Source organism: Streptomyces sp. NPDC107559, from assembly GCF_055657365.1.
Map to the genome: position 1 here is coordinate 33,976 of NZ_JBVKBD010000031.1, position 13,613 is coordinate 47,588.

At 72.6% G+C, this 13,613-nt stretch carries 8 protein-coding genes; 6 read left to right on the forward strand and 2 right to left on the reverse strand.

Features of this window, described 5'->3' with window-relative positions; translation table 11 throughout:
- Positions 1 to 74: 74 nt before the first annotated feature.
- On the forward strand, positions 75 to 3,449 hold the full coding sequence (locus tag ACZ7OY_RS42470; RefSeq protein WP_472250853.1) for a pyruvate carboxylase: 3,375 nt from the start codon (positions 75 to 77) through the stop codon (positions 3,447 to 3,449).
- Between the two features lie 418 nt (positions 3,450 to 3,867).
- Positions 3,868 to 5,736 carry a M1 family metallopeptidase gene (locus ACZ7OY_RS42475; RefSeq protein ID WP_472250854.1) on the forward strand — a complete coding sequence of 623 codons (1,869 nt, stop codon included), beginning with the start codon at positions 3,868 to 3,870 and terminating at the stop codon, positions 5,734 to 5,736.
- 29 nt (positions 5,737 to 5,765) lie between these two features.
- Here the strand turns inward: ACZ7OY_RS42475 and ACZ7OY_RS42480 are convergent, their stop codons facing one another.
- Entirely contained in the window at positions 5,766 to 6,599 is an 834-nt protein-coding gene (locus ACZ7OY_RS42480; RefSeq protein WP_472250855.1) for a DUF817 domain-containing protein, read from the reverse strand.
- Positions 6,600 to 6,792: 193 nt separating this feature from the next.
- Between ACZ7OY_RS42480 and ACZ7OY_RS42485 the strand changes: the two genes are divergently transcribed.
- The 4 genes from ACZ7OY_RS42485 (at position 6,793) to ACZ7OY_RS42500 (ending at position 12,367) form a co-directional block, all read left to right on the forward strand.
- Positions 6,793 to 8,283, forward strand: a complete 1,491-nt coding sequence (locus ACZ7OY_RS42485) for a condensation domain-containing protein (protein ID WP_472250856.1) — start codon at positions 6,793 to 6,795, stop codon at positions 8,281 to 8,283.
- A 66-nt stretch (positions 8,284 to 8,349) separates the two neighbouring features.
- Positions 8,350 to 9,750, forward strand: coding sequence for a hypothetical protein (locus tag ACZ7OY_RS42490; protein ID WP_472250857.1), 1,401 nt, complete (start codon positions 8,350 to 8,352; stop codon positions 9,748 to 9,750).
- A gap of 83 nt (positions 9,751 to 9,833) precedes the next feature.
- The gene (locus ACZ7OY_RS42495; protein WP_472250858.1) at positions 9,834 to 11,114 is read left to right on the forward strand and encodes an AAA family ATPase; all 1,281 of its coding nucleotides are present in this window, start codon (positions 9,834 to 9,836) and stop codon (positions 11,112 to 11,114) included.
- Positions 11,111 to 12,367, forward strand: coding sequence for a vWA domain-containing protein (locus tag ACZ7OY_RS42500; RefSeq protein WP_472250859.1), 1,257 nt, complete (start codon positions 11,111 to 11,113; stop codon positions 12,365 to 12,367). The genes ACZ7OY_RS42495 and ACZ7OY_RS42500 overlap by 4 nt, the downstream gene beginning before the upstream one ends.
- A 4-nt stretch (positions 12,368 to 12,371) precedes the next feature.
- Here ACZ7OY_RS42500 and ACZ7OY_RS42505 read toward each other — a convergent pair whose 3' ends face one another.
- On the reverse strand, positions 12,372 to 13,610 hold the full coding sequence (locus ACZ7OY_RS42505; RefSeq protein WP_472250860.1) for a cytochrome P450: 1,239 nt from the start codon (positions 13,608 to 13,610) through the stop codon (positions 12,372 to 12,374).
- Positions 13,611 to 13,613 lie beyond the last annotated feature (3 nt).

A 13,613-nucleotide genomic window follows, 5' to 3' on the forward strand; every position in this document is an offset into this window, starting at 1 on the left:
CCCGGGTCACATGGCACAACCGGCCTGACGCCGACACCATGGTCCTCGTCACCGGCAGGCTGAAGGGATCCAGGATGTTCCGCAAGGTACTGGTCGCCAACCGTGGTGAGATCGCGATCCGGGCGTTCCGCGCGGGTTATGAACTCGGCGCGCGGACCGTCGCCGTCTTCCCGCACGAGGACCGCAACTCGCTGCACCGGCTGAAGGCGGACGAGGCCTACGAGATCGGCGAGCCGGGGCATCCCGTGCGGGCCTACCTCTCCGTCGAGGAGATCGTCGGGGCCGCGCGCCGTGCCGGAGCGGACGCGGTCTACCCGGGCTACGGATTCCTCTCCGAGAACCCCGACCTGGCGCGCGCCTGCGAGGAGGCGGGCATCACCTTCGTCGGACCGAGCGCCCGCACCCTGGAACTGACGGGCAACAAGGCCAGTGCGGTGGCCGCGGCCCGCGAGGCCGGGGTGCCGGTGCTCGGCTCCAGCGCTCCCTCCACCGACGTGGACGAACTCGTGCGTGCCGCCGAGGAGATCGGCTTCCCGGTGTTCGTCAAGGCGGTCGCCGGCGGCGGCGGCCGCGGTATGCGCCGGGTCGAGGACCCCGCGCTGCTGCGGGAGTCCATCGAGGCGGCGTCGCGCGAGGCGGCCTCGGCGTTCGGCGACCCGACCGTCTTCCTGGAGAAGGCCGTCGTCGACCCCCGCCACATCGAGGTGCAGATCCTCGCCGACGGCCAGGGCAATGTCATCCATCTCTTCGAGCGGGACTGCTCGTTGCAGCGGCGCCACCAGAAGGTGATCGAGATGGCCCCCGCGCCGAACCTCGACCCGGAGCTGCGCGACCGCATGTGCGCCGACGCGGTGCGCTTCGCCCGGCAGATCGGCTACCGCAACGCGGGTACCGTCGAGTTCCTGCTCGACCCCGAGGGCAACCACGTCTTCATCGAGATGAACCCGCGCATCCAGGTCGAGCACACGGTGACCGAGGAGGTCACCGACGTCGACCTGGTGCAGGCCCAGTTGCGCATCGCGGCCGGGGAGAGCCTGGCCGACCTCGGCCTGTCCCAGGAGACCGTCGCCCTGCACGGGGTCGCCCTCCAGTGCCGTATCACCACCGAGGACCCGGCCAACGGCTTCCGTCCCGACACCGGGCGGATCACCGCCTACCGCTCGCCGGGCGGCTCCGGCATCCGCCTGGACGGCGGAACCACCCACGCGGGCACCGAGATCAGCGCGCACTTCGACTCCATGCTCGTCAAACTCAGCTGCCGGGGACGGGACTTCAGGTCCGCGATCGGCCGGGCCCGGCGTGCCGTCGCCGAGTTCCGCATCCGCGGTGTGGCCACCAACATCCCCTTCCTCCAGGCCGTGCTGGACGACCCGGACTTCCAGGCCGGGCGGGTGACGACCTCGTTCATCGAACAGCGGCCGCAGCTGCTCACCGCCCGGCACTCCGCCGACCGCGGCACCAAGCTGCTGACCTACCTCGCCGACGTCACGGTGAACAAGCCGCACGGCGAACGGCCCGTGCTGATCGACCCGGTCACCAAGCTGGCGCCGCCGTTCACCGCCGAGCCGCCCGCGGGCTCCCGGCAGCGGCTGGTCGAGCTCGGCCCGCAGGGCTTCGCCCGCGCGCTGCGCGAGTCGCCGACCATCGGCGTCACCGACACCACCTTCCGCGACGCCCACCAGTCGCTGCTGGCGACCCGGGTGCGCACCAAGGACCTCCTCGCCGTCGCCCCCACCGTCGCGCACACCCTCCCGCAGCTGCTGTCCCTGGAGTGCTGGGGCGGCGCCACCTACGACGTCGCCCTGCGCTTCCTCGCCGAGGACCCCTGGGAGCGGCTGGCGGCCCTGCGCGAGGCGGTGCCCAACATCTGCCTCCAGATGCTGCTGCGCGGCCGCAACACCGTGGGCTACACGCCCTACCCGACGGAGGTGACCGACGCCTTCGTGCAGGAGGCCGCGGCCACCGGCATCGACATCTTCCGCATCTTCGACGCGCTCAACGACGTCTCCCAGATGCGGCCCGCGATCGACGCCGTACGGGAGACGGGCACGGCCGTCGCCGAGGTGGCGCTGTGCTACACCTCCGACCTGTCGAACCCGGCGGAGCGGCTGTACACCCTGGACTACTACCTGCGGCTGGCCGAGGAGATCGTGGCCGCGGGCGCCCATGTCCTGGCGGTCAAGGACATGGCCGGACTGCTGCGCGCGCCGGCCGCCGCGAAGCTGGTGTCGGCGCTGCGCCGGGAGTTCGACCTGCCGGTGCACCTGCACACCCACGACACCGCGGGCGGCCAGCTCGCCACCTACCTCGCCGCGATCCAGGCCGGCGCCGACGCCGTCGACGGAGCGGTGGCCTCGATGGCGGGCACCACCTCGCAGCCGTCGCTGTCGGCGATCGTGGCCGCGACCGACCACTCCGAGCGGCCCACCGGCCTCGACCTCCAGGCCGTCGGCGACCTGGAGCCGTACTGGGAGAGCGTGCGCCGTATCTACGCGCCGTTCGAGGCGGGCCTGGCCTCGCCGACCGGGCGCGTCTACCACCACGAGATCCCCGGCGGGCAGCTGTCCAACCTGCGTACCCAGGCGGTCGCGCTGGGCCTCGGCGACCGCTTCGAGGACATTGAGGCGATGTACGCGGCCGCCGACCGCATCCTGGGCCACCTGGTCAAGGTGACCCCGTCGTCCAAGGTGGTCGGCGACCTCGCCCTGCACCTGGTGGGCGCCGGAGTGGCGCCGGCGGAGTTCGAGGAGAACCCGGACCGGTTCGACATCCCCGACTCCGTGATCGGATTCCTGCGCGGTGAACTGGGCACCCCGCCCGGCGGCTGGCCGGAGCCGTTCCGCAGCAAGGCGCTGCGCGGCCGCGGCGAGGCCAAGCCCGTGCAGGAGCTGACCGAGGAGGACCGTACGGGCCTGGAGAAGGCTCCGCGCGCGGCGCTCAACCGGCTGCTGTTCCCCGGGCCGACGCGCGACTTCGAGACGCACCGCCAGACCTACGGCGACACGAGCGTGCTGGACAGCAAGGACTTCTTCTACGGCCTGCGCCCGGGTACGGAGTACGTCGTCGACCTGGAGCCGGGCGTCCGGCTGCTGATCGAGCTGGAGGCCGTCGGCGAGGCCGACGAGCGCGGCATGCGCACCGTGATGTCGACGCTCAACGGCCAACTGCGCCCGATCCAGGTGCGCGACACCGCGGCGGCCTCGGACGTCCCGGCGACCGAGAAGGCGGACCGGGCCAAGCCGGGCCATGTGGCGGCGCCGTTCGCGGGCGTGGTGACGCTCGTCGTCGACGAGGACGACGAGGTCGAGGCCGGGGCCACGGTGGCCACCATCGAGGCGATGAAGATGGAGGCCACCATCACCGCCCCGAAGGCCGGGAAGGTGACCAGGCTGGCGATCAACCGGATCCAGCAGGTGGAGGGCGGCGACCTGCTCGTCGAGATCGGCTGACCCAGGTCCGGCGCACCGGCCCGCCGGTGCGCCGGGCACCCGGCGGATTCAGGGGCGGGCGACGGGAGTTGCCCGCCCCTCGGCGTGCGCCCGGTGCCGAGGGCCGACAGCGGCCGCGGCGCCCCCTCCGACGGCTGTCCGGGGGCCAGGGAGTGTGCTGTGAGCCGAGGGGCCACAGGGGCGGCAGAGCGGGCTGGGACGCGTCCCACCAGGGAATTCACCCTCTTTGCCCAATGGCATGTTCTGGTCAAATCTGCCACGCTTTCGTGAGCCGTCCCCCGACCCCAGGGGACACGGCGGGAAATCTCACCCCAGCGATCGTGCGAGCGACGCTCGACCCCGGCCGCCCCGGCGCACCCCAGCCGGTCCTGCGGCCACCGAGCACGCCGGAATCCCGGCCGCCGAAAAGGAGTTACGTGTGAGACCGACCCCCCACAAGGCCCTCGCCGCGAGTGTGCTCGTCCTCGCCGCGTCGGCCGCAGCCCTGTTCCCCGCCACCCCGGCCGCGGCCGCAGCCCCGCCGGCCGCCGTGCCCGCGGCGGCCGCCGCCTGCACCCCGGCCCAGGTGGTGGGCAACGGCGGCTTCGAGAGCGGCACTTCGTCCTGGACCCAGTCCTCGACCACCGTGATCACCAGCCGCACCGGCCAGAGCGCCCACGGCGGCACCGCCTTCGCCTGGCTGGACGGCGTCGGCAGCACCCACACCGACACGCTCTCGCAGAGCGTCACCATCCCCTCCGGGTGCAGCAGCGCCAGCCTCACCTTCTGGCTGCACATCGACACGACGGAGACCACCTCGTCGACGGCCTACGACAAGCTGACGGCGAAGATCGGCAGCACCACACTGGCGACGTACTCGAACCTGAACAAGGCCACCGGCTACGCCCAGAAGACCTTCGACGTCTCGGCGTTCGCGGGCCAGACCGTCACGCTCGCCTTCACCGGCACGGAGGACTCCAGCCTCCAGACGAGCTTCGTCCTCGACGACATCGCCCTCAACACCTCCGGTGACACGAGTCCACCGGCCGATTCCACCCGTACCCCCGCCGCGCCCGCGTACACGGTCAACCTGACCAGCAACACCAGCGGCATCGGCTGGACCGGCCACGAGAGCGTGACCTTCACCAACGCCTCCGCCACCGCGCTCAGCGAGGTGTACCTGAGGCTGTGGGACAACTACCACGGCACCTGCTCCGCGATGCCCATCGTCGTGAGCAACGTCAGCGGCGGCACCGCCGGTTCGCTCTCGGTCGCCTGCACGGCCCTCCAGATCAGCCTGTCCTCGCCCGTGGCGCAGGGCCAGAGCGCGACGATCGGCTTCGACCTGGCCATCACCGTGCCCAGCGGCGCCGACCGCTTCGGCTACGACGGGGCCTTCGTCAACATCGGCAACGCCCTGCCCGTCCTCGCGGTCAAGGACGGCGCCGGCTGGCACCTGGACCCGTACACCAACAACGGCGAGTCCTTCTACTCCCTGGCCGCCGACTTCAAGGTGACCCTCGACCACCCGACGAGCCTCCTCGTCCCGGCCACCGGCACCTCCGTCGACACCGCCGGATCCAGCGGCCGTACGGTCACCACGGCCACGGCCTCCAAGGTCCGCGACTTCGCCTGGGCCGCCGGGCCGTTCACCAAGATCTCCGGCACCTCCACCGCCGGCACCGCGATCAACATCTACTCCGTGACGGGCATCAGCTCCTCCAGTGCGCAGTCGATGCTCTCCACCGCCAAGTCCGCGGTGGACGCCCACGCCGCCCGCTTCGGCGCGTACCCGTACGGCGAGCTGGACGCGGTGATCGACAACAACTACTGGTTCGGCGGCATGGAGTACCCCGGGTTCGTCCTCGACCTGGTCAGCACCACCGCGCTCACCCACGAGATCGGTCACCAGTGGTTCTACGGGATCGTCGGCGACGACGAGTACAACAGCCCCTGGCTAGACGAGGCGTTCACCGACTACGCCACCGACCTGGCGCAGGGCAAGACCGGCACCAGTTGCTGGAGCAGCGTCTCCTGGGCCTCGTCGGCGGAGAAGATCACCAACTCGATGGCCTACTGGGACGCCCATTCCTCCCGGTACTCCACCGTCGTCTACGGCTACGGCAAGTGCGCCCTGCACGACCTGCGTCGTCAGCTCGGTGACACCGTGATGGCCAACCTGCTGAAGAGCTACGCCGCTTCGCACTGGTACGGCGTCTCGACCACGGCCGAGTTCAAGGCGGCGGCCCAGGCGGTCACCACCACGGACCTGACCTCCTTCTGGAGCACGCACCGCATCGACGGCTGACCCGGCACCCGCCTGCCGTACACCGGCCGTCAGGCCGCCGCCCCCGGTGTCCCGGGCGCGGCGGCCGTACGGGCCGGTCCTGCGGTGCCCTTGCCCGGGTTCGCGTCGAAGGCGCTGATGACGAAGGTGACACTGATCAGCAGCGCCCAGGAAGCCCACTTGGACACCGAGACCGGCTCCCAGCCGTGCGCCTGGTACGGATACGTCCAGGCCCCCAGGTAGGTGGCGATGTTCTCGGCCAGCCACAGGAAGAACCCGATCAGGGTGAAGGCCAGCGCCAGCGGCATCCGGTACCGCCGTTCGCCGATCCCGAAATGCACCCACGCCCCCGCGGACACGGCGAGCAGCAGTCCGCCGAGCGGCCAGCGCAGGTCCGGCAGCCAGTGGTGGCTGAGGAAGTTGCCGTACAGACCGACCGCGAGCACGGCGGTGGCGCGGGCCCGGTAACCGGACATCGACAGGCGCATCAACCGCCAGGAGCGGCAGACATAGCTGCCGACGGCCGCGTACATGAACCCGCCGTACAGCGGCACCCCGGCCACCTTGGTCAGCGCGGGTTCCGGATAACTCCACGCCCCCACATGCACCTTGACCAGTTCGAAGGCCAGCCCCAGCAGATGGCAGACCGCCACCACCGCCAACTCCCGCCTGGTCTCCCAGCCCAGCAGCAGGCCCGCCCCGGTCAGCAGCACCCCGTACGCCAGGAGCAGGTCGTAGCGCGCCACCGGCAGCGGCGGCAGCAGCGTCGAGCCAGCCATCCCGCCCAGCAGCGCGGCGGCGAACACGCAGCAGCGTGCCTGCAGCCAGGCGAACCGCAGCAACTGCCCCACGAACACCCCGGCACCCTCCACGAACCCCCGCATGTTCCTCTAGACATCCGCGACGGCACGGGAGTTGCCGTACGGGCGGCAATAAGTTCGGGTGTCACCGGGCAGGCCGAGGACCGTTGTTCGACATACCACCCGATCCATTGAAAAATCCGGCTTCCTCGCACGTCGTCCCCGGGCGGGGCATTCCCTTGATCGGATATGCCTCAACTGAGAACGGAGACGTCCGGTGCGAATGACCGACATCCAGCGCTGCGAGGTCCGGCCCGGACGGCTCGTCGAGTGGACGCTCAGCCCCGCCACCGTCGAGGCGGCGGCGGGCCTGCCGCACGACACCCGGCCCCCGGCCTACATCCAGGAGTCGCACATCAGGACCGCCCGGACCGTACGGGAGGACGGCCTGTTCGTGCCGACCTGGCTGGGCACGGTCTTCGACATCCCCGGGCAGGTCGACCTCGACGTGCTCCAGGAGGCGCTGCGCACCTGGACGGTGCGACACGAGACGCTGCGCAGCGGATTCCGCTGGGACGGCGACGAGATGCGCCGGTTCACGCTCGACGCCGGTGCCGTGTCCCTGCGGCGCGCGGTCGTCGGCGACTTCCCCGAAGCGGCGGAACTCGTCCAGCACCTGCAGGACCGCTTCGACGTCGCCGCCGACGCCCTCGGCTGGCCCAACTTCCTGTACACGGCGATCGTCCGGGACGACGGCGCGACCGTGCACATGGTCTTCGACCACAGCAACGTCGACGGCTACTCCCTGCAACGCATCCCCGCCGAGATCCACGAGCTGTACGCGGCGGGGGCGCAGGGCCGCGCGGTCGAGGAGACGCCGGTCAGCAGCTACGTCGACTTCTGCGAGATCGAGCGGGCGGACGCCGACCTGATCGACGACACCCACGCCAGCGTCGTGCGCTGGCGGGAGTTCATCGACCGCTGCGACGGGAAGCTGCCGGACTTCCCCGTCGACCTCGGCCTCGAACCCGGCGGCGCACTGCCCACCCAGAAGCTGATGCGCGAGAAGCTCGTGGACGCGGACGCCGCGGCCGCGTTCGAGGCGTACTGCCGCCCCCACGGCGGAAGCCTGGTCGGCGTCCTGGCCGCCACCAGCCTGCTCGTGCACGAGATCGGCGGACAGTCCGTCTACCGCACGGTCGTGCCCTTCCACACCCGGGTGAAGTCGCAGTGGTCCGACTCGGTCGGCTGGTACGTCGGCGGCGCACCCATCGAGGTCTTCCTCGCGCAGGCCCCGGACTTCGCGGCTGCGCTGCGGACCGTACGCGCCGAACTCCAGGCCAACAGGTCGCTGGCGCGCATCCCGCTCGCCCGCGTACTGCGCCTGCTCGGCGCCGACTTCCGCCCGACGTCGCCCGACCTGTACTCGATCGTCTCCTACCTCGACGCCCGCGGTATCCCCGGAGCCGCCCGCTGGGCCGAACTGAACGCGTACGCGCTGCTGCGGGTGTCCTACGGCGACCAGGTGTGCGTCTGGGTCAACCGGATGCACGAGGGACTGTGGCTGGCGAGCCGCTACCCGGACACCGACATCGCGTCGAAGAACATGCGGCTGTACGTCGAGCGGCTGCGGGACGTGATCCTGTCGGTCGCCCGTGGCATCCCCGTGCCCCGGACCGCGGGGAGCGCCGGGGGGCTCGCGGGCCGGTCCGGCGCCACCGTCCGCCCGAGGGAAAAGGAGCTGACAGGCGGCGGCGAGGGACGCTAGCGTCCGCGTGATGACTACCGACACTCCGCACAGATCGGGGGTCCTGTCCGCGCAAGGTGAGTGCTGATGCTCACTCGAACCGCGTACGGGGACACCCGCCTCTCCCTCTGGCAGCGCGTGCGCGAGTTCGCCGTGCCGCCCTCGATGATCGAGACCGCCACCGCCCGCCGTCGTACCGGCGACTGGGCGGGCGCCTGCGCCGCCGCAGGTGTCGACGTCGACCTCGACCTGCGGCGTGCGGCACGGACGTACGGCCGGGAGCCGGCGGCCCGGCTCCGGGCCGACCTGCGCCGGCTGGCTCCCGACCTGCTGCGCTGGCACATGCCGAGGATCGCCCCCGACGGACTGCTGCGACCGGGCCTGACCATCGCCCTGGCCAGGTACGACACCGCCGGGGACGAGGTCGGACGCCCGCTGTTCCTGGTGGCCAGGACCCCACCCGCCTGGGCGGACGCCGGCCAGCGGATCAGCCTCGCCCTGTGGGACGGCTCCCGGGACGACGCCGCCGCACGCCGTCATCCGCACCCCCGCCCCGACCGGCGGTTCCGGCTCGACCTGCACCGCCATCTGTGGGACGCGCGCCGGACCGGCGAACTGCGCACCCGCTCCGGGGCGGACCTGTCACCGGGCGACGGCGGCCCCGCGGCGGACCCCGGACCATGGGAGAACGTGCCGCCGGGGTACGGCTGCGCCGTCGGCCGATGGGCGGCCGAGGCGGCCGTACTGCTCGCCGCCGAGGGGCGCGACAGCGGTGACGTCACCGTCCGGCTGAACGCCCGGCACCGGCTGAACCTGCACCTCCCGGCGGACCGTGACGGCCTCGGACCACGGACCGTACGGATCACGGCGGCCACCGCGGCCGGCGGCGCCCGGACACGGCCGCTCCTTCCCGACGCGGCGACCTGGGTCCCGCCCGACCTGGAACTGCTGCGCACCGGCCGCATCACGGCCGACCGGCTGCACCCGCTGGTCGCCTCGGCCCTGGCCCCCGGTCACCCGCCGGCCCCGGCCCGCCTCCTCGTCCCGGCCGGGCGGCCGCGACTGGTGGAATGCCGGGGAGCCCGGCACCGTATCGGCCTGGTCGACGGCGTGCTGACCCCGCTCGACCACGACCCCGGCGAGGTCCGCCGGGAGTTGCTCCTGGCCGAGCTCACCGGCACCCCGCTGCCCTGCCTCCAGGTCATCGACGAGGCGCACCGACGTCCGGAGTGCCTCGCCGACGTCCGTGAACGCATCGACCACGGTGACATCGCGGGTGCGCTGGCCGTCGTCGAGGGGTTGCTGGGCCCGGCCGCGCTGCTGCGCGACGGGGCGCTGCGGGACGAACTGGAGGCGGCCGCGCAGCGGCGGATCGTCCACGGCCTGTTCCGCACGGGCCTGTTCGGCCCCGGCCCCGACCGCCTCCGCCCGGGACCCCGTCGTCCCGCCGCCCACCGCTCCCACCCACGGCACACGACCGCCCGCTGAGCCGTTCGCCGGTCCGCCGGCCCGCGGGACCTCCCGCGGGCCCGCAGCCACTCCATGCCCCACGAACCCGAAGGTGACCCGACATGCCCCTGTGCGACGAGATCCAAGAGACCCAAGACACCCAAGACACCCAAGACACCCAAGACACCCAAGACGCCCACGCCTCCCCGCTCGACGTCGCGGGCGAGCTGCTGGCCCTGCTGCGTGACACCGCCACCGAACCGCGCCCCGACGACCAACTGGAGGCCCTCGCCCTGGCGGTGAGCGCCGACCTGCCCGTGCTGCTGTGGGGAGAGCCGGGGATCGGCAAGACCGCCGCCCTGACCCAGCTCGCCGAGAACCTGGACCTGCCGCTGACCACGGTGATCGCCAGCGTGCACGAGCCGTCCGACTTCTCCGGGCTGCCCGTGGTGGGCGAGGACCCCGCCCGGCACGGTGTCCCGATGGCTCCACCGGACTGGGCGGTGCGACTGGTACGGGCCGGGCGCGGGCTGCTGTTCCTGGACGAGCTGTCCACCGCGCCGCCGGCCGTCCAGGCCGCCCTGCTGCGCCTGGTGCTCGAACGACGGATCGGCGCCCTGCAACTCCCGCCCGGAGTGCGGATCGTGGCCGCCGCCAACCCGCGGTCCTCGGCGGCCGACGGCTGGGAACTGAGTCCGCCCCTGGCCAACCGGTTCGTCCACCTCCAGTGGGCCCACGATCACGAGGTCGTCGTGCGCGGTCTCGGCGGGACCTGGCCCCGGGCCACCCTGCCCAGGCTCGACCCGCGGCGGCTGCCGCAGGCCGTCGACCACGCCCGCCGCGCGGTGTGCGGACTGCTCGCCGCCCGGCCCGCACTCGTGCACCGGCTGCCCGCCGACGAGGCCCGTCGCGGCGGTGCCTGGCCGTCCCCGCGGAGCTGGGACGCGACCCTGCGCCTGATCGCCTTCGCGACCGCGGCGGGCTCCTCCCGGGACGTGCTCTCCCTGCTGGTCAGGGGCACCGTGGGGGACGGGCCGGGGCTGGAGCTGCTGGCGAGCCTGGACCGGATGGACCTGCCGGACCCCGAGGACCTGCTCGCCGACCCCGCGGCCGCCGTCCTGCCCGAGCGGGGCGACCTCCGCCAGGCCGTACTGGACGGGGTGGTGGCGGCGGTCCGGGCGCGTCCCGAGAAGGCCCGCTGGGACGCGGCATGGGCGCTGCTGGTGCGGGCCCTGGAGACCGGGGCGCCGGACCTGGTCGTCGTACCCGCGACCACCCTCGCCACCCTGCGCCGGGCGGACTGGGACGTACCGGAGGCGATCGAGCAGCTCTCCGGAGCGGTGGCCCTGTCCCGGCGGGCGGACCGCACGGCGGCCCGCGTCGCCGCGAAGGCGGGCCGATGACCCCGCACCCGCCCGTGGAACTGGACCGCGACAAGCTCTTCGCCGCCCGGCTGAACGCCGCACGCGCCCGGCCCTACCTGGCGACGGCGCTCTTCGCCCTGCACCCCGTCGCGTCGCGGTCCGTCCCGACGATGGCCGTCGACCGGTACTGGCGGTGCTACGTCTCACCGGGGTTCGTCGCCCGAACCCCCGTGGAGGAACTGGCCGCGGTGTGGGTGCACGAGGTGTCGCACCTCCTGCGCGACCACCACGGGCGCAGCGACCGGTTCGCGCGCGAGAAGGGGCTGACCGGTCCCGCGGAACGGCTGCGGATGAACATCGCCGCGGACTGCGAGATCAACGACGACGCCTTCGGCGACGGCCTGGTCCAGCCCGAGGGCGCCGTCACCCCCGAGTTCCTGAACCTGCCCGCGGGACAGCTCATGGAGGAGTACCTGGGCCGGTTCCGGCTCGGGCCGCACACCCAGAGCCTGGCCTGGCTGGACTGCGGCAGCGGCGCCGACGGGCTGGACCGGGCGTGGGACCTCGGCCCGGACGGCGCCCACGGGCTCAGCGACCAGGAACGGGACGCGGTCCGCTTCAGGGTGGCGCAGGGCATCAACGGCCGGCCGGGGAACACCCCGAAGGGCTGGCGGCGGTGGGCGGAGGAGGTGTTCCATCCGCCGCAGCCGTGGCGGGAGCTGCTGGGAGCGGCCGTCCGTTCGGCGGCCTCCGGCTCCGGCGCGGGCGACGACTACAGCTACGGCCGCCCGTCGCGGCGTTCGGCCGGGGTGCCCGGGGTCGTGCTGCCGAGTCTGCGGCGCAGGCCGCCCCGGGTCTGCGTGGTCATCGACACCTCCGGTTCGGTCAGCGACACCGAACTGGGCAGCGCGCTGCTGGAGGTCGCCGCGATCGTCCGCGCGGTGGGCGGCCGCCGGGACCTGGTCACCGTCCTGCCGTGCGACGCGGCCGCCCGGGTGGTACTCCCGCTGTGCCGGGCCGAGGGGATCCCGCTGACGGGCGGCGGCGGCACGGACCTGCGTACCGGGTTCGCCGCGGCGTTGCGGCGCGGTGCCCGGCCGGACGTGATCGTGGTGCTGACCGACGGTCAGACGCCCTGGCCGGACGAACGGCCCCCGTGCCGGACGGTGGTGGGTCTCTTCCCGCGGCACGGGGGATCGTCGTGGAGCGAGGACCACCCCGGCCGTAGACGCGGCTCGCCGCCCGCATGGGCACGGACCGTGGTCATCGGCCCGGCTTCCGGCGCCCGATGAGGCGTCACGAGCGGATGCCGTCGCAGGTGATCCGCAGATGACGCGGGCCGCGCAGGACCGCGTTCTGCCGGTACGGGGGCGGGTCCTCGAGCAGTCGCGGGTTCTCCAGCCGTCGGGCCAGTGCGCTCAGGGCGAGCTGTGCCTCCAGCCGGGCCAGGGGCGCACCGAAGCAACTGTGGATGCCGCTGCCGAAGCCCAGGTGCTGGATGTCCCCGCGGTCCGGGTCGAACCGGTCCGGATGGTCGAAGCGCTCCGGGTCGCGGTTGCCCGCCGCCAGCACGAGCCACACCGACGCGCCCTTGGGGATGGTGATGCCACGGACCTCGACGTCGGTGAGCGTGGTGCGCTGCGGCACCAGCTGCACCGGCGGCTCGAAGCGCAGCAGTTCCTCGACGATGTCGACCGACAGCTTCGGATCCTCGCGCAGCCGCCCGAGGATCTCGGGGTTGCGCAGCAGCGTCAGCATCCCGTTGGTGATCAGGTTGACCGTGGTCTCATGACCGGCGATCAGCAGCAGCACGGCGGTGCTCAGCAGCTCCATCGTCGTCATGGCGCCGTCGGGTCCCTGCGAGGTCGCCAGCTCCGAGAGCATGTCGTTGCCGGGGTTCTTGCGGCGTTCCTCCACCAGCCCGGCCAGGTACATGCCCAGCTCGGTGCGGGCGTTGTGCGTGACCTTCAGCCGTTCGGCGGGGTCGGGGGCGTCCGGATCGGGGTCCAGACCGGCGGCGATGGTGTCCGCCCAGCCGTGGAAGCGCGTCTCGTCCTCGCGCGGCACGCCCAGCAGCCGGCAGATCACGGTCACCGGGAACGGGTACGAGAACTGGTCGACCAGGTCGATGCGTTCCGGGTCCCCGATGCCGTCGATGAGACCGGAGACGATCTCCTCCAGCTCGCGGTGCATGTCGTTGACGCGGGTCGGGCAGTGCGGTGGCCCGAACGAACGGTTCGTCATCCGCCGCAGCCGGTCGTGCTCCGGGGGATCGAGCCGCAGGAAGCTCGGCGGCAGCGCGGACTCCTCCTGTGCGTCGGCGGCGAGCGGCTCGCTCGCCGTCGCCGACAGGTTGCGCGCGTCGGAGCTGATCCGCGGATCGTGCAGCAGGCTGCGGATGTCGTAGTACGAGCTGAGCACGAAGGGGCCGTCCCCGCGCTGGTACACGGGAGTCTTGCGCAGTTCCGCGTACAGCGGGTACGGATCGGCACGATGGGAGTAGTCCAGGATCTGGCGCAGGATGTCTTGCGTCATGAG